Source organism: Pseudomonas sp., assembly GCF_046581935.1.
In the GTDB taxonomy this organism is placed as follows: Bacteria; Pseudomonadota; Gammaproteobacteria; order Pseudomonadales; family Pseudomonadaceae; genus Aquipseudomonas.
The window spans coordinates 59,543-77,062 of the sequence record NZ_JAYGFK010000026.1; the positions used below are offsets into that span (position 1 = coordinate 59,543).

The 17,520-nt window shown below is 60.0% G+C and carries 15 protein-coding genes; 9 read left to right on the top strand and 6 right to left on the bottom strand.

Features of this window, described 5'->3' with window-relative positions:
- Positions 1–148: 148 nt before the first annotated feature.
- The 3 genes from hslO to VCA57_RS21395 all read left to right on the top strand — a co-directional run bounded on the left by hslO (position 149) and on the right by VCA57_RS21395 (position 5,431).
- A complete protein-coding gene (gene hslO, locus VCA57_RS21385; RefSeq protein ID WP_411187415.1) occupies positions 149–1,036 on the top strand; it encodes an Hsp33 family molecular chaperone HslO in 888 nt (295 codons plus the stop codon).
- A gap of 179 nt (positions 1,037–1,215) precedes the next feature.
- Complete coding sequence (locus VCA57_RS21390) at positions 1,216–2,757, top strand: phosphoenolpyruvate carboxykinase (RefSeq protein ID WP_411187417.1); 1,542 nt, start codon at positions 1,216–1,218, stop codon at positions 2,755–2,757.
- A gap of 745 nt (positions 2,758–3,502) precedes the next feature.
- A complete protein-coding gene (locus tag VCA57_RS21395; RefSeq protein WP_411187419.1) occupies positions 3,503–5,431 on the top strand; it encodes an ATP-dependent DNA helicase RecQ in 1,929 nt (642 codons plus the stop codon).
- 12 nt (positions 5,432–5,443) lie between these two features.
- Here the strand turns inward: VCA57_RS21395 and VCA57_RS21400 are convergent, their stop codons facing one another.
- From VCA57_RS21400 to VCA57_RS21415, 4 genes are read right to left on the bottom strand one after another with little or no spacing between them, the layout of a single operon-like run.
- Positions 5,444–6,055 carry an ABC-type transport auxiliary lipoprotein family protein gene (locus tag VCA57_RS21400; RefSeq protein WP_411187421.1) on the bottom strand — a complete coding sequence of 204 codons (612 nt, stop codon included), beginning with the start codon at positions 6,053–6,055 and terminating at the stop codon, positions 5,444–5,446.
- Positions 6,052–6,969 (bottom strand): MlaD family protein, encoded by a 918-nt coding sequence (locus VCA57_RS21405; protein WP_411187423.1) that lies wholly within the window; start codon positions 6,967–6,969, stop codon positions 6,052–6,054. The genes VCA57_RS21400 and VCA57_RS21405 overlap by 4 nt, the downstream gene beginning before the upstream one ends.
- Positions 6,970–7,758 carry an ABC transporter ATP-binding protein gene (locus tag VCA57_RS21410; RefSeq protein ID WP_411187425.1) on the bottom strand — a complete coding sequence of 263 codons (789 nt, stop codon included), beginning with the start codon at positions 7,756–7,758 and terminating at the stop codon, positions 6,970–6,972. It lies immediately after the preceding gene.
- Positions 7,755–8,900 carry an MlaE family lipid ABC transporter permease subunit gene (locus tag VCA57_RS21415; RefSeq protein WP_411187427.1) on the bottom strand — a complete coding sequence of 382 codons (1,146 nt, stop codon included), beginning with the start codon at positions 8,898–8,900 and terminating at the stop codon, positions 7,755–7,757. Before VCA57_RS21415 ends, VCA57_RS21410 begins: the two co-directional genes overlap by 4 nt.
- A 526-nt stretch (positions 8,901–9,426) precedes the next feature.
- Between VCA57_RS21415 and VCA57_RS21420 the strand changes: the two genes are divergently transcribed.
- On the top strand, positions 9,427–9,768 hold the full coding sequence (locus VCA57_RS21420) for a cupin domain-containing protein (RefSeq protein WP_411187429.1): 342 nt from the start codon (positions 9,427–9,429) through the stop codon (positions 9,766–9,768).
- Between the two features lie 72 nt (positions 9,769–9,840).
- Here the strand turns inward: VCA57_RS21420 and VCA57_RS21425 are convergent, their stop codons facing one another.
- Positions 9,841–10,779, bottom strand: a complete 939-nt coding sequence (locus VCA57_RS21425) for a class I SAM-dependent methyltransferase (RefSeq protein WP_411187431.1) — start codon at positions 10,777–10,779, stop codon at positions 9,841–9,843.
- 152 nt (positions 10,780–10,931) lie between these two features.
- Here VCA57_RS21425 and VCA57_RS21430 point away from each other — a divergent pair, with 152 nt between their 5' ends.
- Positions 10,932–11,534 (top strand): nitroreductase family protein, encoded by a 603-nt coding sequence (locus VCA57_RS21430; RefSeq protein ID WP_411187433.1) that lies wholly within the window; start codon positions 10,932–10,934, stop codon positions 11,532–11,534.
- Positions 11,535–11,794: 260 nt separating this feature from the next.
- Positions 11,795–11,974: a hypothetical protein gene (locus VCA57_RS21435; protein ID WP_411187435.1), complete on the top strand. Its 180-nt coding sequence runs from the start codon at positions 11,795–11,797 to the stop codon at positions 11,972–11,974.
- A 124-nt stretch (positions 11,975–12,098) separates the two neighbouring features.
- On the opposite strand, the gene VCA57_RS21440 is transcribed toward VCA57_RS21435, so the two are convergent.
- Positions 12,099–12,998 (bottom strand): LysR family transcriptional regulator, encoded by a 900-nt coding sequence (locus VCA57_RS21440; protein WP_411187437.1) that lies wholly within the window; start codon positions 12,996–12,998, stop codon positions 12,099–12,101.
- Positions 12,999–13,118: 120 nt separating this feature from the next.
- Between VCA57_RS21440 and VCA57_RS21445 the strand changes: the two genes are divergently transcribed.
- The 3 genes from VCA57_RS21445 to VCA57_RS21455 all read left to right on the top strand — a co-directional run bounded on the left by VCA57_RS21445 (position 13,119) and on the right by VCA57_RS21455 (position 17,439).
- Positions 13,119–14,357: a 3-hydroxyacyl-CoA dehydrogenase NAD-binding domain-containing protein gene (locus VCA57_RS21445; protein WP_411187439.1), complete on the top strand. Its 1,239-nt coding sequence runs from the start codon at positions 13,119–13,121 to the stop codon at positions 14,355–14,357.
- Positions 14,354–16,144 (top strand): acyl-CoA dehydrogenase C-terminal domain-containing protein, encoded by a 1,791-nt coding sequence (locus VCA57_RS21450; protein WP_411187441.1) that lies wholly within the window; start codon positions 14,354–14,356, stop codon positions 16,142–16,144. Before VCA57_RS21445 ends, VCA57_RS21450 begins: the two co-directional genes overlap by 4 nt.
- A gap of 131 nt (positions 16,145–16,275) precedes the next feature.
- A complete protein-coding gene (locus VCA57_RS21455; protein ID WP_411187443.1) occupies positions 16,276–17,439 on the top strand; it encodes an iron-containing alcohol dehydrogenase in 1,164 nt (387 codons plus the stop codon).
- Positions 17,440–17,520 lie beyond the last annotated feature (81 nt).

The window sequence follows — 17,520 nt, forward strand, 5'->3', positions numbered from 1 at the left end:
GCAAAGATTAGGAGGTCATTCTGTCGCGAACTGTGATGTCGATAGTGATCGATAGTTTCTAGCCGCAAGGCCAATAGATAAGAGGCGCTTGGTCAGATCGGCGTTTGCGCCTAAAATTGCCGGCCGAGCCACATTCAGTGAAGTTGGCATGTCTGATTTTTCCCAACGTTTCTTGTTCGATGACAGCGATATTCGCGGTGAGCTGGTCAGTCTGACTGACAGCTACAGCCACGTGCTGGCTAAACACACCTACCCGCAACCTGTGGCTCAGTTGCTCGGCGAGCTGTTGGCCGCCGCCTCGCTACTGATTGGTACCCTGAAGTTCGAGGGACTGCTGATTCTGCAGGCACGTTCCTCCGGCGCGCTGCCCTTGCTGATGGTTGAATGCTCCAGCGAAGGTGAACTGCGCGGTATTGCGCACTATCACGCCGAACAGATCGCTGCCGATGCCAGCTTGCGTGAGCTGATGCCCGAGGGCGTGTTGGCCATGACGGTTGACCCGAGGTCCGGGCAGCGTTATCAGAGCCTTGTCGACCTGGAGGGCGATACCCTGGCGGATTGCCTGACCAACTACTTCGCCACCTCCGAGCAACTGCCGACGCGCTTCTGGCTCCACGCCGATGGCCAGCGCGTACGTGGTTTGCTACTGCAGCAGTTGCCTGCTGATCGCCTCAAAGACGCTGATGAGCGTGAGGCCAGTTGGCAGCATGCTGTGGCCTTGGCCGATACGCTGAAGGCAGAAGAGCTGCTTGGCCTGGATAATGAAACAGTGTTGCACCGCCTGTATCACCAAGAGGCATTACGTCTATTTGATCCGCGCGCACTGCAATTTCGCTGCAGCTGCTCGCGTGAACGTTCCAGTCGCGCGCTAATCAGTCTGGGTCAGGCCGACGCTGAAGCGCTGGTGCAGGAGCATGGTGGCAGTGTAGAAATCGATTGCCAGTTCTGTAACGAGCGTTACCTGTTCGACGCAGCTGATGTGTTGCAGCTGTTTATGGATGGCAGCATCGAAGCACCATCGGATACGCGTCACTAAGTCGTAAGTAGGTTCTGGGGCAAGTAGCCATAAACCGCGCCGAGAAGATCTGATCAGAGGCTGCACCCGCAGTCGGCTTTTTCTGGCATAATCCGGCGCACTTTTTTCGCTGTAGTAGTGCGCAGTCTTCTACTACAAAACGTTCGGAAGACTCGGCCACATGGCCGACGGGGACCCACATGATGCAAGCCAACAATGCCGTGTACACCGAAATCAGTGTTGCCCAACTGGTCGAAGAAGCCCTTCGTCGCGGTGAAGGCGAACTGGCCGCCAACGGCTCCCTAGTCGTACGCACCGGCCATCGCACTGGTCGTTCACCGGCTGATCGCTTCATCGTGCAAGAGCCGAGCACCGAGGCGAAAATCGCCTGGGGCGCAATCAACCGACCGTTTCCGGCTGACAAGTTCGATGCCCTGTGGGACCGCGTACAGGCGTTCTCTGATGCGCAGGACAGTTTTGTTTCCTACGTTCATGTAGGTTCAGCTGACGCCCACTACTTGCCCGTCAAGATGACCACTGCTACTGCCTGGCAGAATCTGTTCGGACGTCAGCTGTTCATTAATCCGCCGCAATACAACCCGGCTGATAAGGGCGAGTGGCAAGTTCTCAACGTCGCCAACTTCGAATGCGTGCCAGAGCGTGATGGCACCAACTCCGACGGCTGCGTAATCCTCAACTTCGCCGCCAAGAAAGTCCTGATCGCCGGTATGCGTTACGCCGGTGAGATGAAAAAAGCCATGTTCAGCGTGCAGAATTTCCTGCTGCCAGATGCTGACGTGCTGCCAATGCACTGTGCCGCCAATATCGGTGAAGAGGGCGATGTGACCCTGTTCTTCGGCCTGTCCGGCACCGGTAAGACCACCCTGTCGGCTGACGAAAGCCGCTACCTGATCGGCGACGACGAACACGGTTGGGGCGTTGGTGTGGTGTTCAACATCGAAGGTGGTTGCTATGCCAAGTGCATTGACCTGTCCGAGAAGAACGAGCCGGTTATCTGGAAAGCCATCCAGTTTGGCGCGGTACTGGAGAACGTGGTTCTCGACGAAAACCGTGTACCGGACTATGCCGATGACAGCCTGACCCAGAACAGCCGCGCCGCCTACCCGCTGGAGCTGGTTGAGAAGCGCAGCGAGAAGAACCTCGGCGGCGAGCCGAACGCTGTCATCTTCCTGACCTGCGACCTGACTGGCGTACTGCCGCCGGTGTCGATCCTCAACGAAGAGCAAGCGGCTTACCACTTCCTCTCGGGTTACACCGCGCTGGTTGGTTCGACTGAAATGGGTTCGGGCGGCGGCATCAAGTCGACCTTCTCCACCTGCTTCGGCGCACCGTTCTTCCCGCGTCCGGCTGGCGAGTACGCTGAACTGCTGATCAAGCGTATCCGTGGTTTCGGTTCCAAGGTCTACCTGGTTAACACCGGCTGGACCGGTGGTGGCTATGGCGTTGGTAAGCGTTTCAACATCCCGACCACCCGTGGCGTGATTGCAGCCATCCAGAGTGGCGCGCTGATTGGTACTGAAACCGAGCAACTGCCGATCATCAACCTGAGCGTGCCGAAGTCGGTACCAGGCGTTGAAACCAACCTGCTCAACCCGCGTAACACTTGGGCTGATCAGAATGCCTACGACGAAGCTGCTAAAGGCCTGGCCGGTCTGTTCATTGAAAACTTCAAGAAGTTTGATGTGTCTGATGCCATCCGCGACGCCGGTCCACAGCTTTAAGCTGCAACTGCCGCGCTGAAAAAACCGCCTTAATCGGCGGTTTTTTTATGCAGGGAAAATTAAGCAGCAATCTTTAGGAGGCGCTTTAGCGGCGAGCTTTTAAGAAGTTGTCGCGGCTAAAGCCCCTCCCACGGTCCTTTGCATGCGCGATAAGAAACGGAAAAGCCGCCCTTGGGCGGCTTTATGTGCCTATCTGCTAGCAGATCAGGCTCGTTATGCTGTTGCTGTGTAGCGCTGCTCAGGTGGCCGCTCTGCACGGCCTCAGATGTTGCTATGGGTTGGCTCGCCATAGATCTAGCGGGGTTGGCAGCTCAAGCGTTTTCCAGCTTATGTACCTGCGGCTGCCGGCTTCAGCATGGCTGGCTACTGCCAGTTAGGTGTCTATATGTCGCGGTTTTCGCTGGCGCTTTTACGCTGTGTGGCGGCGATAGATCTATGGTTTGGTAGCGCTGTCGACAACTCAAGTTGCCTGCCAGATTACCCATCGGCCTGTGGCTCGCATCAGCTACTCCGGGCTAGCGAAGTCTTTGCTGTGCGACCCTCTGACCATGCTTGTGAGTAATCTAGGCAGTAACCAGCAAGCAGTCGTTACAACCAGATACCTGCATACTCATCCCCTTTCTTTGCCTGCATGAGATGACTGTAGGCTTATATGGCCCGTGGTATTAGTTGGATTGGCAATAGCGGGGCGGGTTGTAGGTATTAATCATTGTTTACCGCCGTTGCGGTCAATGGAGTGACAGTTATGAGTACCCTTGAGCGTGTGTTTGGCTTTCAGCAGTTGCGTCCCGGCCAGGAGCGTGTGGTTAGCGCCGTGCTGGCCGGGCGTTCAGCGGCGGCGATTTTTCCTACCGGCTCGGGTAAGTCGTTGTGCTACCAGCTGCCCGCTTTGCATCTGCCACATCTGACCCTGGTGGTGTCGCCGTTGCTGGCATTGATGCAGGATCAGTTGGCGTTTCTGCATAGCCGTGGCATCAGCGCGGCGAGTATCGATTCGGCGCAGAGCCGTGAAGATGCCAGTGCGGTGATGACCAAGGCGAAATCTGGCGAGCTGAAGATTCTGATGATCTCGGTCGAGCGCCTGAAGAACGAGCGGTTTCGCAACTTTATTGCCCAAGTGCCGATTTCCTTGCTGGTGATCGACGAGGCTCACTGCATCTCCGAGTGGGGCCACAACTTCCGGCCTGACTATCTCAAACTGCCGGACTACCAGCGCCAGTTCGGTATACCGCAGGTGCTGCTGCTCACCGCCACGGCAACCCCGCCGGTGATCGCGGATATGCAGAAGAAGTTCGCCATTGCGGCGGATGATGTGGTCACCACTGGCTTCTATCGGGCCAACCTTAATCTGCTGGTCGAGCCGGTTAGCGGTGCCGACAAGCAGCGCCGTCTGGAGCAGTGGCTGGGAGCTAAGGCCGGTGAGCCGAGCATCGTCTACGTGACCCAGCAGAAAACCGCTGAGCAAGTGGCCGCGCGCCTGAGCCAGCGCGGTATTGCCGCCAGTGCTTACCACGCCGGAATGCCGCATGAGTCACGCGAGGCGATTCAGCGGCAGTTTATGGCCGGGCAGATCAACTGCATTGTCGCCACCATCGCCTTTGGCATGGGCATCGACAAGAGTGATATCCGCAATGTGGTGCACTTCGATCTGCCCAAATCCATTGAAAACTACAGCCAAGAAATCGGCCGTGCCGGGCGTGATGGGCAACCTTCTGATTGCCTGGTGTTGGCCAACCGCGACAGCCTGAACGTGCTGGAAAACTTCGTTTACGGCGATACGCCGGAGCTAGACGGTATTCGCTGCGTGCTCGATGAGTTGCGCAATAACAGCGTAAACGGTGAGTGGGAGCTGATGCTCAATCAGCTTTCTGATCAGAGCAATATCCGCCAGTTGCCGCTAAAAACCCTGCTGGTGCAGCTGGATCTGCGCGGCATCATCGCCCCGCGTTACGCCTATTTCGCTGAATATCGCTTCAAGTACTTGTTGGAGCCCGAAGCGCTTACGGCCATGTTTGAGGGTGAGCGGCGGCAGTTTGTCGAGGCATTGATCAGCACCTCGCAGCGCGCACGGACCTGGTGCACGGTGGATTTCGATCAGCTCTATCAGCAGCATCAAGCCGAGCGTGGCCGCGTGATCAAAGCCCTGGACTACTTTCAGGAAAAGGGCTGGATTGAGCTGGAAAGCAAGCAGATGACGGAGGTTTACACGCTGCTTGATCCTGCTTTTGACCCGGCCGCGTTAAGCGCCGAATTGCACAGCTATTTCAGTTTGCAGGAAGCCAGTGAGATTCGCCGAATCCACGCCATGCTCGCGCTGTTTGCCAGTGAGCAATGCCTGAGCCAGCGTCTGGCAGCCTACTTTGGTGATGCCAATGCGCCGCAGCGGTGCGGGCATTGCTCGGTGTGCCACGGCCAGGTTGCTCACCTGCCTGCTCCGCCAGCTTTACCGCCGCTGGCGGAGCAGGACTGGCATAGCCTATGTGACGGCTTTGTGCGCAAGCATCAGGAAGTGAAAGGCTGCGCGCCGAGCAGCGAATGCCTGACGCGCTATCTCTGCGGTATCAGCGTGCCGCTGTTTACCAAGCTCAAAGCACGCCAGGTTGGCCGCTTTGCTGCGCTGGAAGATTATCCCTATGCCGAGGTACGCGCGTGGCTGGCAGCCCAGCAGGGCTAACGCTGATCGCCTTCACTGTGCTTGCGCCGCGTTGCCCTGGCTGAGGGTCCATTCCAGCACTTCGCGCGCCAGTTGGTCGCCGGCCTTGCCGAAGGCATCGACCACGGCTGGCACCGAGGTGTCGCTGGCGACCTGGCTGACCTCGAAACGTCGGCTGGCGAGAATGCGCAGGCTGCCACTCTCAACCAGGCGCGCGTCAAACTGGATGCGCGCGGCAGGGCGGCCGTTCTGGTATTCGCTGTGGAAGGCGCGCAGGTCGCCGTCTAGCGCCAGATCAGCCTGCAGGCGACTTTCATCGCTGCTAACGGCTTGCAGGCGGCCGTCATCCAGGAAGGCATCGATCAACCTGTCACGCAGCAGCAGTGGCGCACGGTCACTCCAGCGTACGCCTTGGTAGGCGCTGATCTGGTCGCCCGGAGGCAGTACGGCAATGCGTGTGCTGTCGAGCAGTTGGCTGCTGTAAGGGGTGTTCACCCGCAGGGCCCAGTCGGCGCTGACGGTGTGTGTGGGCAAGCTGCTGGCGGGTAGGCGGTAGATGCTCAGTGCCTGGCTTTTTGGTAACAGCGAGCAGGCGGCCAGGTTGCCGATCAGCAGCAATGCGGCGAGCAGGCGCAGAGGGCTCATGGTTGGAACTCCTTGATGGTATCGCTGCGCAGCAGGTAGCCGGCGGGGTCTTCCTCCAGGCGACGTGCGAAAAAGCGCAGGCTGCTGAGGGTTTCGCGCAGTTCGATAATGGTTGGCCCAAGCTCGGCAACACCTTGCATGCCGCCGTCGAGGGCGTTGCGGTTATTGCTCAGCAGTTGCTCTACGGTGTTGCTGCTGCGCTCCAGCGAGGCCATCAGGCGACTGGCGTTGTTCATCGCGTCGCGACCCTGGCCGTTGAGCAGTTGGTTGGCGTTGCGCATCAGGTCCGCTGCTTCCTGGCTGGCTTTGCTCACCTGTTGCAGGGCCGTACGCAGCTCGTCGCGTTGCTCGGCGACGCTGGCGCTGGTCTGTTCGATATTTTCCAGGGTGCGCGAAATACGCTCGATATTGTCGCGGGAGAACAGCTGGTTGGCACGGTTGAGCAGGCGGGTAACGCTGAGCACCAGGTCTTCGCCGTTAGACATCAGGCGCGAGAGCGGCGAGCGGTCAGCGATGATTTCCGCGCGTTGGCCGTCTTTACTTTCGAGTCTCGGGCTTTCCGGGGTGCCGCTGTGCAGCTGGATGAGCGAGGCACCGGTGATCCCGGTGATCGACAGGCGGGCGCGGGTATCCTGCTTGATCGGGGTGTTGGCGCTCACGCGGATGTGTGCGCGGACTTTGCGCGGGTCTTGCGGGTCGAGGCTTAGGCTGAGCACATCGCCGACCTTGATGCCGCTGTACTGCACAGCGCTGCCTGGCGAAAGGCCGCTGACCGCCTCGTTGAAGATCACGTCATAGTCGTTTAACTCCTGATCCGAGCTGGCTTTGCTTAGCCACAGGGCAAAGCCCAATGCGGCGCTGAGCATCAGCACGGTAAACAGGCCAATCAATACGTGGTGGGCACGCGGTTCCATTCAGTTGCTCCCTGGCGCGCGGCTAGCGGCCTGTTCGGCTGCGCGTCCACGCGGGCCGTGAAAGTACTCGTGAATCCATGGGTTATCGGTGGCGGCCACGGCGTCTAGGCGGTCGGCCACCAGTACGCGTTTTTCCGCCAGTACTGCCACCCGGTCACAGATGGTGTAGAGCGTATCGAGGTCGTGGGTGACCAGAAACACGCTAAGGCCAAGGGCGTCGCGCAGGGTCAGGATCAACTGATCAAAGGCCGCTGCGCCAATGGGGTCGAGCCCGGCGGTGGGTTCATCGAGAAACAGGATGTCCGGTTCCAGGGCCAGCGCCCGCGCTAGTGCGGCGCGTTTGATCATGCCGCCGGACAGCTCAGTAGGGTATTTGTCGCCTGCTTCACGCGGCAGGCCGGCCAGCGCCAGTTTGACTTGGGCCAGGCGCTCGGCCGCAGGGCGCTTGAGGCCGGCATGCTCAATCAGCGGCAGGGCGATGTTCTCGGTCACGGTCAGTGAGGAAAACAGCGCGCCACGTTGGTACAACACGCCGAAGCGCCGCTCCAGTTGTGAGCGGCGCTCGGCAGGGAGGTTCAGCGGCTCTTCGCCGAATACCTTTACGGTTCCGGCGTTGGCGTGGCGCAGGCCGAGAATACTGCGCAGCAGCACCGATTTGCCGGTGCCCGAGCCACCCACCACGCCAAGCACTTCGCCGCGATAGAGGTCCAGGTTCAGGTCCTGGTGCACGGTTTGCGCGCCGAAGCGATTGACCAGATTGCGCACCTCAATGATTGCTTCGCCTGTCACCAGCCCATCTCCATCAGAAACAGCGCCGCCAGGGCGTCGAGCACGATTACCACAAAGATCGACTGAACCACGCTGGAGGTGGTGCGCTCGCCCACCGATTGCGCGCTGCCGGTGACTTTGAAGCCTTCCAGGCAGCCGATCACCGCGATCAGGAAGGCAAACACCGGCGCTTTAGCCATGCCGACCAAGAAGTGCTTGAGGGCGATGTTTTCCTGCAGCATGGCCAAGTACATGGCCGGCGAGATATCCAGGCTCAAGGCGCAGACCACTGCGCCACCGAGGATACCGCTGAGCATGGCGATAAAGGTGAGGATCGGCAGTGCGATCAGCAAGGCAAATACGCGCGGCAGCACCAACAGCTCCATAGGGCTCATGCCGAGGGTGCGAATGGCGTCGATTTCTTCATTGGCCTTCATTGAGCCGATTTGGGCGGTAAAGGCACTGGCGGTGCGGCCGGCCATGAGGATGGCGGTGAGCAGCACGCCAAACTCACGCAAAAAGGAGAACGCCACCAAGTCGACCGTGTAGATGCTTGCGCCGAAGTCGGCAAGCACTGTGGCCCCGAGAAAGGCCACCACCGCGCCGACCAGAAAAGTCAGCAGGGCAACAATAGGCACGGCATTCAGGCCGCTCTGCTGCAAATGGGCCACCAACGAGGTGAGGCGCCAGCGGCTTGGGCGAAGGATGATGGAGGTCATCGCCGCCAGGGTCATGCCGATAAACCCGAGCAGCGCCACGGCTTGTTGCCAGAGTTCTTCCACGGCCTGACCGATCTGCCCGAAAAACTCGCGCCAGGCTGGTATGCGCTTGGCCGGCAGCGCATCGCCGGCATCGGCGATGGCCGTACCCACGGCCTGTAATAGCGCGCGGCGTTCGCTGGTCAGGCCCGGCGCGTCCTTGGCCAGTTGCGCCAGACGCTGGCTACCCAACAGCTCCACCAGCAAGGCGGCACCGGCGGTGTCCAGTGCGCCGAGGCTTTGCAGGTCGACGTTGGCCGTACTGTGCAAGCTACTTTGCAGGGCCTGCACCTTGGCTTCCAGGGCTGCGTAATGGGCCAGCGTCCAGTCGCCACCGATGCGTAAGCCTGAAGGCGCATCCGTGCGGTTGGACTCAACTGGTGTGATAAAGGGCGCTGTGCTCATGGGCCACAGCTTAACCCCCTGGTAGGCCGTTTAAAAACTATCTAGGTTGCCTCTCCTAGGCTGAAAACCGTCTCAAAATGCTCATGTACAACGTGTAAATGCTGTTTTTCGCCTGTTTTTCTTGTCTCGCTGCCTCGTCGACTCTTTTTAAACCACCTGCTTGGGCCACGCCCTGCCTGCTTATGGCTCATAGCGGTTTAACCGTCTGCGGTTACTTGCGTTATTAACTCGCGTAGCGCGGCTTTGGCGTCCTCGTGGCTACCTGGCAGGTTTTGAACAGGGCGGTGCGCAGCAAAACGTCAAAATCACCGCGGATGATCAAGCGGTAAGAGTTAGACAGAGAACACCTTCGAGCGGGTAAACGGCGAGAAACCAACAAACCTCATTTCAAGTAGCACGCAGCTTCCTTCTCAGTTGGGCACTGTCGCAGCGCTTCCAGGCAGTTGAAGGTCGACCTCGGGACAGTCCTGGCAAGGCGGCGGTTCTAGGCTGGCGCATCTTGTCCCTCTGATCTCAGGAGCAACTCATGCAACCGATTACCGTATTGCGCGATACCCATCCCATCCCGCTACTGGACGCCTGTAAGTGGACGCGGATTGCTGGAGAGCCTCACACCGTGAACCTGAATGCCTACACCTCGGAGGATGGCAGCAAGATTATGGGCACCTGGATCTGCACGCCTGGAAAGTGGCAGGTGGCCTATGAAAAATGGGAGTACTGCCACTTCCAAGAGGGGTACTGCATCATCACCCCGGAGGGCCAAGCGCCGATTCATCTGCGGGCCGGCGACATCTTTATCGTCGAACCTGGGATGAAAGGCACTTGGGAGGTGGTTGAGACGGTGCGCAAGTACTTTGTATTTGCCTAGGTGTCTGTTGCCGTTTCACTCGCAGCAAAGCGGCTCGCGATGAAACGGCAACAGACCCTCAGTCAGCAGGCCTCAGTTGCGGCGAAATACCAGTGCCTTCAAGGCGCTATCCGGCTGGCTATCAGGGAACTCCGGCGGGTTACTCAGGCGTTCGCTGAAGTTTAGGCAGGGAGCCTCGCTGGCCATGCTCTGAATCAGGTAATCCGGACCGATTTCCGGTTCGTTGCTGCACGCTAGGACCACGCCATCTGCGCTGAGCAGCTCGGGCAGGCGGCGCAAGACTTTCGGGTAATCCTTGCTCAGTACGAAGCTGCCGCGCTGGAAGGACGGTGGGTCGATGATGATCAGATCATAGGGGCCGTATTTGGCGACCTTGCCCCAGGATTTGAACAGGTCATGGCCGAGGAACACCACCTGGCTCAGGTCCTGTTGGTTCAGCCGATGGTTGTCGCGGCCCCGGCTGAGCGCTGCTCTGGCCATGTCCAGGTTGATCACCTGGCACGCACCGCCAGCCAGTGCCGCCACCGAGAAGCCGCAGGTGTAGGCAAACAGGTTAAGCACGCGTTTGCCCGCTGCCTGTGCTTGCACCCATTGGCGGCCGTAGCGCATATCGAGAAATAGCCCGGTGTTCTGCTTGCGGCCCAGGTCGAGCCGGTAATGCAGGCCGTGCTCGCAAATGTCCCAGTGCTCCACGGGCTCACCGAGTAGCCAGTCGGTTGGGCTTTCGGGCAGGTAGCGTTGCTGTAGCAACAGGCTGCGCGCGCCACTCTGTTGCCAGGCCATGCTCTGGCCGAGCTCCAGCAACATGCTGCGCAGTGCCTGTAATTCGCTATCGCTCAGTGGTTTGAACAATGCCACCAGCAGCACGCCTTGCAGCCAGTCCACGGTGACTTGTTCCAGCCCTGGCCAGCAGCGTCCACGGCCGTGAAACAGGCGGCGGGTCTCGCAGGGCGGCGTATGCAGGGCGGTGAGCAGGTGCTGTTGCAGGGTGGCGAGCGCGTCTGGGGTCATGGGTCGTATCAGTCTGCGTGGGCCGACGATTTTAACAGGCTGCTATGCACAATCGCCTAGGACGATCATTGTTATCGGTAAAGGCGTTTGGCATTGCGTTGTATCAGTGCCTAGCATTAGCGCTCCTCCCTCCGCGCTACCAAGGAACAACCATGCATATCGATGAAGCCATTCGCAGCCGTCGCGCCGTCAAAGGTTATGACCCGGCCTTTACTCTCAGCCCTGTAGAAAAAGACGAGCTACTGCAACTGGCGCTTTTCGCGCCGTCGGCGTTCAACCTGCAGCATGTGCGCTTGGTCGAAGTCAGCGACCCTGCGCTGCGCCAGCAGCTACGTGAAGTGGCTTGGGGCCAGGCGCAAGTAACAGATGCGTCGATGCTGGTGGTGGTTTGTGCCCAGCTCGATAGCTGGCAGGCGAATGTTGGCCGTGCCTGGGAAGGCGCTCCCGAGGAAGTGCAGGCCTATATGGCGGGTGCCATCGACACCTATTACCGCGATAAACCACAGGTGCAGCGCGATGAAACCATGCGCAGCTGCGGCCTGATGGCGCAAACGCTGATGCTCGCCGCGCGTGGTAAGGGCCTGGATTCCTGCCCAATGGACGGCTTCGACTTTGCAGCCGTGGCCAAGCTGATCAACTTGCCGGATAACCACGTGATCGCGCTGATGGTCGCGGTGGGTAAGAAGACCGTCGAGCCGAAGCCGCGTATTGGCAAGCTGCCTTTTAATGAAGTGGTGTTGCGCAATACCTTTTGATCACTGAGCGGGTCTCCGGGTGTTTTGATTAATCGTCAGTCATTGCGGTGGTCCGTTTGCGACCGCATCTGGTAACGCGACCTAAGCTGAAGGGGATGTAAGCCAAACGCTATAGCGGCCTAATACCCTATGCTTACAGACGGGTGGCCAACTGCCGCTATAATGACCGGCAGTTGGCCACTATGCTTTGTGGCGGCTAATAGGAATGGCTGAGGCTAGGTGTCTCTGGCTGCTGGCAAAGAAAGATAGGTAGTTAGAGCATGAGCAGAATAGAGTCGCCTCAGCAAGAGCAACGCTACTTACCTGAGTTGCGCGCGCATATCGACAAAATGCTGGCCCGGGGTTGGGTGATTGCTGACCGCAACCCACTGATCCTGCAGTCCGGGCGTAAGACCTATACGGTTATGCACGGTATGTTGATTGGCGGTGCCGCGCTCTAGCACACTGCCCACCGGTTTCCCGGGCCGCCACTGATCATTGCTTATCGGTGGCGGCCTTTTTTCTGTCTGCGTAATTCATGGGAAGCAGCGGTACGTGGCTGGTTTTTAGCGAGGCGTAGCGCTCTCAGCGCTGGCCAGTGGCGCTGATCTGTTCAACCAACCAGCGCAGCGCCGGGTCGCGTTGGCGCTGGGCCAGGCTGACGATTTCCAGATGAAACGGGCCGAGGGCGAACGGCAGCTCGAACAACTGCAACGGCAGCAGGCTGGCAAAGTGGCGCGCCAGTTGAGTTGGCAGTACGGCGGCCAGTTCACTGCTGGCGACGATATGCGCGGCCTGCAGGTAGTTGGGCGTGGTGTAGAGGATCTCCCGACACAGGCCCTGTTCGCCCAGCCACTGGTCAACCATGCCACGGGTCTGCCCGCCATGAACCCACAGGTGGCGCAGTTGCAGAAAGGTCGGTAGATCCATAGGCCCTGCCGCCAACGGATGATCACGGCGCAAGGCCAGTTGCAGGGTTTCGCTCATCCAGTGCTGCCGAGCAAAGCGCGCGGGAATCTCCTCGAAGCGTCCCAGTACCAAGTCCAACTCACCTTTATCCAGCGCTTCGGCCGGCAGGCTCGGCGTTAGGTGGCGAATGTCGATACGCATGCCGGGTGCCTGCTGACTGAGCTGCTTGAGCAGGCGCGGCATGCAGATCAATTCGACGTAATCGGTCACTGCAATATTGAAGTGCTGACGGCTGCTGGCTGGGTCGAACGCCTCGCCGGCGCTGAGACTTTGCTCAATTTGCTGCAAGGCCGCGCGGATCGGCGTTTCCAGCGCTTGCGCTCGCGGTGTCGGCTGCATGCTGCGGCCAACTCTTACCAGCAGCGGGTCGTCGAGCAGCTCGCGTAAGCGATTAAGCGCATTGCTCACCGCCGGCTGGCTTAGGGCCAGGCGCTCGGCTGCGCGGGACACATTCTGCTCGCGCATCAGCGCGTCGAATACGCGTAGCAAGTTGAGATCGAAGGTTGAGATATTCATCTGCTGAATACGACTTATCACAAGACTAAATTTCAAAAATAGTAACGCCTTGCATATGGTGGCAGACGAATTTATTTCGCCAGCACGCGTTTCCTGTCGCAGCAACCAAGAGGATTGGGCATGAGCAAGGCATTCAGTATTCAGCAAGTCGCGGTGATCGGTGCGGGCACGATGGGCCGCGGTATTGTCATGAGCCTGGCCAACGCCGGTATTCAGGTGCTGTGGTTGGACAACAACCCGCAGATGCTTGAGCAGGCCATGACTGTGGTGGCTGAGACCAATGCGCACAACGTCAAGCTAGAGCGAATTAGTGTCGAACAGTCGGCCGCGCGCCTGGCCTGCGTAACGCCGGTGGGCGAGTACGTCGCGCTGGCCGATGCCGACCTGGTGATCGAGGCGGTGTATGAAAACCTCGAACTCAAGCAGCAGATCTTCCGCACCCTCGACGCGACCCTGAAGCCGGGTGCAATCCTCGCCAGCAACACCTCGGCATTGGATATCGACGCGATTGCCGCTGTGACTACGCGGCCCGAGTACGTGCTGGGGCTGCACTTCTTCAGTCCGGCGCACATCATGAAATTGCTGGAAATCGTGCGTGGCGCGCAGACCGCTCCAGCGGTGCTGGACGCCGCCTTGGCCCTGGGTCAGCGCATCGGCAAAGTCAGCGTGGTGGCCGGTAACTGCGACGGGTTTATCGGCAACCGTATGCTGCATACCTACGTGCGCGAAGCACGCATGCTGCTGCTTGAAGGCGCTTATCCGCATCAGGTGGATGCTGCGCTGCAGGGCTTCGGCTTCGCCATGGGGCCGTTCCGCATGTACGACGTGGTTGGTATTGATCTGGAGTGGCGCGCACGCGAGCTGGCCGGCAAGGGCCAGGATGATCCAACGGTGCAGGTGGATAACCGCTTGTGCGGCCTCGGTCGATTCGGTCAGAAGGCGCGTATGGGCTATTACCGCTATGCCGAGGGCAGTCGCCAGGCTGAGCACGACCCTGAGGTGGATGCCTTGGTGCTGCAGGTGTCTGAGCAGCTGGGCTTCGTCCGCCGGGATATCGACCCCTCGGAAATCCTTGAGCGCTGCCTGCTGGCGCTGGTCAATGAGGGCGCGAAAATCCTTGAGGAGAATATCGCCGCCAACAGCCATGACATCGACCTGGTCTACCTCAATGGCTACGGTTTCCCGGCCGATAAGGGCGGGCCAATGAGTTGGGCTGATAGCCAGGGTGTGGCGGATATTTTGGCGCGTTTGCAGAGCCTGCAAGCGCACTTTGGTCAGCACTGGCAGCCGGCGGCACTGATTGAAAAACTGGCGGCTAGCGGCCAGCGCTTTGCCGAAGTGCAGGAGGGCCGGATATGAGCTATCAAGCCCCGCTGCGTGATATGCGCTTTGTCCTGCACGAATTGTTTGATGTCAGTGCTCATTGCGAGCTGCTCGGCAATGGCCTCGACCGCGAGCTGATTGATGGCGTGCTGGAAGAGGGCGCACGCTACACCGCCGAGGTGGTGGCTCCGCTTAATCGCAATAGCGATGAGCAGGGTTGCCAACTGAGCGACGGCAAGGTGACCACCCCGGATGGTTTTGCCGAGGCCTATCAGCAATATGTCGATAACGGCTGGGCGAGCATGACCGGCCCCAGCGAGTACGGTGGCCAGGCGCTGCCGCAGATGCTTGCGTGTAATTTCCACGAGATGCTGATGAGCGCGTCGCTGTCGTTTCGCGTGTATTCCGGTCTGACCGAAGGCGCGGTGCTGGCGCTGTACAAACATGGCAGCGACGCACTGAAAAGTGCCTATTTGGAGAAGCTGGTGAGCGGTCAATGGGCCGGCACCATGTGCCTGACCGAACCTCAGGCCGGCACCGACCTGGCGCTGCTGCGCAGCAAGGCAGAGGTGCAGGCGGACGGCAGCTATAAGGTCAGCGGCAGCAAGATCTTTATCAGCGGCGGTGAGCAGGACCTTTCGGAAAACATCATCCACTTGGTGCTGGCGCGGCTGCCGGATGCGCCGGCTGGGGTCAAGGGCATCAGCCTGTTGCTGGTGCCGAAATTTATTGCCGCTGCTGACGGCACGCCAGGCGAGCGTAATGCGCTGTCCTGCGGGGCCATCGAGCACAAGATGGGCATCAAGGGCGCGTCTACTTGCGTGATGAACTTTGATGGTGCCACTGGCTGGCTGGTCGGTGAGGCCAATCAGGGCCTAGCCTGCATGTTCACCATGATGAACGACGCGCGCTTTCAGGTCGGCCTGCAAGGCCTGGGCATTGGCGAAGCAGCCTTCCAGGGCGCGCTGCGTTATGCCCGTGAGCGCCTGCAATCGCGGGCGTTGAGCGGCCCGGCCGAGCCGGGCAAGGCGGCCGATCCGATCATCAACCACCCCGATGTGCGGCGCATGCTGCTGACGCAGAAGAGCCTAGTCGAGGGCAGCCGTATGCTCGCGGTTTACTGCGCGCGCCAGCTTGATCTGGAACATGGCCATCAAGACGCGGCGCAACGCAAGGCGGCGGGCAAGCGCGCGGCGCTGCTGATCCCGATTGTCAAAGCCTTCTTCACTGACATGGGCCAGGAAGTCGCCAGCCATGCGGTACAGGTTTACGGCGGGCATGGCTTTATCCGCGAGTGGGGCATCGAACAGCTGATGCGCGACAGCCGTATCACTCAACTCTATGAAGGCACCAACGGCATTCAGGCATTGGATTATATGCGCCGCAAGGTGCTCGGCGACGGAGGTGCTGAACTGTCGGCGTTGCAGGCTGAGTTCAGTGAGCTGTGTGATGCGCAAGTCAGCCGGCCGGCATTGGCAGCACTGGCCCACTGCGTGCAAACGCGTCTGGGTGAGTGGCGCGAACTGAGCAGCGAGGTGATTGCTGCCAGCCAACGTGATGTTCAGGAGATCGGCGCGATGTCGGTAGATTTCCTCCAGTATTCGGCCTATGTGCTGCTGGCCGGCTTCTGGCTGCAGGCCGCAGCGCGGGCGCAGGATGCACTGGAGGCAGGAACTGGCGAGGCAGCGTTCTATCAGGCCAAGTTGCAGGCGGCCGACTTTTACCTACGCCGGGTACTGCCACGGGCCAGCGCTCATCGCGAGGCGTTGCTGGGTGGTGCGTCCTGTTTGATGGCGATGGATGAGGCGAGCTTTGCTTTCTAAGACGTTTTCCCGGATTTCATCCAGGCTACAGTGGCGGGGCTCGGGTAGCCCGGATGCAATCCGGGAGCGGTCGCACTCTGAAACTACGGGCGTCATGTCGACGGCTCGGGCTACGCACAAGAGGAACAAACATGCTGCCCTTTAGCTTTGCCACCACGGCGCAGATTCTCTGCGAAATCGGCGCATCGCGGCGCTTGGCTGAACTGTGCCGTGAGCGCGGTGCGCAGCGCGTGCTGATCGTCACCGATCCTTGCATCAGCAAACTCGGCTTGCTCGACGAGGTATTGCCTGGCTTCGCTGCGGCCGATGTCAGTGTTGCGGTATTTGATCAGGTGGTCGCCGATCCGCCCGAAGCCATCCTGCTGGCGGCGGTCGAGCAGGCCAAGGCGCTCAAGGCGCAGTTGATTGTCGGCTTTGGCGGTGGCAGTTCGATGGATGTGGCCAAGCTGGTGGCGCTACTGGCGCACCCTGATTGTGGTCAGGCTTTGGCGCAGATATACGGCGTCGGCAATGCCCGTGGCCAGCGCCTGCCGCTGATCCTAGTGCCGACTACCGCCGGCACCGGTTCGGAAGTCACGCAGATTTCTATCATCACCACCGGGGCAACCACCAAGATGGGCGTGGTCTCGCCGTTACTGTTGCCAGACTTGGCGCTGCTGGATGCCGAGCTGACCCTTGGCTTGCCGCCAGCGGTGACGGCCGCCACCGGTATCGATGCCATGGTGCATGCCATTGAGGCCTATACCAGTGCGCTGAAAAAGAATCCGCTGTCCGACCTGTTGGCGCGCGAGGCACTGCGCCTGCTGGCCGCCAATCTGGATGAAGTGGTGCACAACGGCGGCAACCGCGAGGCGCGCCAGGCCATGCTGCTCGGCTCCTGCCTGGCAGGGCAGGCGTTTGCCAACGCGCCGGTGGCGGCCGTGCATGCGCTGGCCTATCCGTTGGGTGGGCATTTTCATATTCCCCATGGCCTGAGTAATGCGCTGGTGCTGCCGCATGTGCTGGGCTTTAACGCCAGCGCGGCCGCGCCACTGTATGCCGAACTGGCACCGCTGGTGCTGGGTGACACACTCCGCCCAGGCAGTGCCATGCAGCAGACCGAGCAATTTATTGCCGCCCTGGCAGATTTCAGTGCGCGCAGCGGCCTGCCAACGTGCCTGCGCGATGCCGGTGTGCCCCGCGATATGCTGCCGACCCTGGCCCGTGATGCCATGCAGCAGCAACGCCTGCTGGTGAATAACCCGCGCGAGATGAGCGAAGCCCATGCGCTGGCCATCTACCAACAGGCCTATTGAGGTTATGTCGCGGCTAAAGCCCCTCCCACATGAAACCGGTGCCCGTGGGAGGGGCTTTAGCCGAGATCGGAAGAGCACACG

What these genes read in the sequence shown, in the direction of transcription:
- VCA57_RS21430 (WP_411187433.1), top strand. Translation starts at nt 10,932, where the DNA reads ATGCATATCGATGAAGCCATTCGCAGCCGTCGCGCCGTCAAAGGTTAT.
- VCA57_RS21450 (WP_411187441.1), top strand. Translation starts at nt 14,354, where the DNA reads ATGAGCTATCAAGCCCCGCTGCGTGATATGCGCTTTGTCCTGCACGAA.
- VCA57_RS21395 (WP_411187419.1), top strand. Translation starts at nt 3,503, where the DNA reads ATGAGTACCCTTGAGCGTGTGTTTGGCTTTCAGCAGTTGCGTCCCGGC.
- VCA57_RS21425 (WP_411187431.1), bottom strand. Translation starts at nt 10,779, where the DNA reads ATGACCCCAGACGCGCTCGCCACCCTGCAACAGCACCTGCTCACCGCC.
- VCA57_RS21445 (WP_411187439.1), top strand. Translation starts at nt 13,119, where the DNA reads ATGAGCAAGGCATTCAGTATTCAGCAAGTCGCGGTGATCGGTGCGGGC.
- VCA57_RS21435 (WP_411187435.1), top strand. Translation starts at nt 11,795, where the DNA reads ATGAGCAGAATAGAGTCGCCTCAGCAAGAGCAACGCTACTTACCTGAG.
- VCA57_RS21390 (WP_411187417.1), top strand. Translation starts at nt 1,216, where the DNA reads ATGATGCAAGCCAACAATGCCGTGTACACCGAAATCAGTGTTGCCCAA.
- hslO (WP_411187415.1), top strand. Translation starts at nt 149, where the DNA reads ATGTCTGATTTTTCCCAACGTTTCTTGTTCGATGACAGCGATATTCGC.
- VCA57_RS21400 (WP_411187421.1), bottom strand. Translation starts at nt 6,055, where the DNA reads ATGAGCCCTCTGCGCCTGCTCGCCGCATTGCTGCTGATCGGCAACCTG.
- VCA57_RS21455 (WP_411187443.1), top strand. Translation starts at nt 16,276, where the DNA reads ATGCTGCCCTTTAGCTTTGCCACCACGGCGCAGATTCTCTGCGAAATC.
- VCA57_RS21415 (WP_411187427.1), bottom strand. Translation starts at nt 8,900, where the DNA reads ATGAGCACAGCGCCCTTTATCACACCAGTTGAGTCCAACCGCACGGAT.
- VCA57_RS21405 (WP_411187423.1), bottom strand. Translation starts at nt 6,969, where the DNA reads ATGGAACCGCGTGCCCACCACGTATTGATTGGCCTGTTTACCGTGCTG.
- VCA57_RS21440 (WP_411187437.1), bottom strand. Translation starts at nt 12,998, where the DNA reads ATGAATATCTCAACCTTCGATCTCAACTTGCTACGCGTATTCGACGCG.
- VCA57_RS21420 (WP_411187429.1), top strand. Translation starts at nt 9,427, where the DNA reads ATGCAACCGATTACCGTATTGCGCGATACCCATCCCATCCCGCTACTG.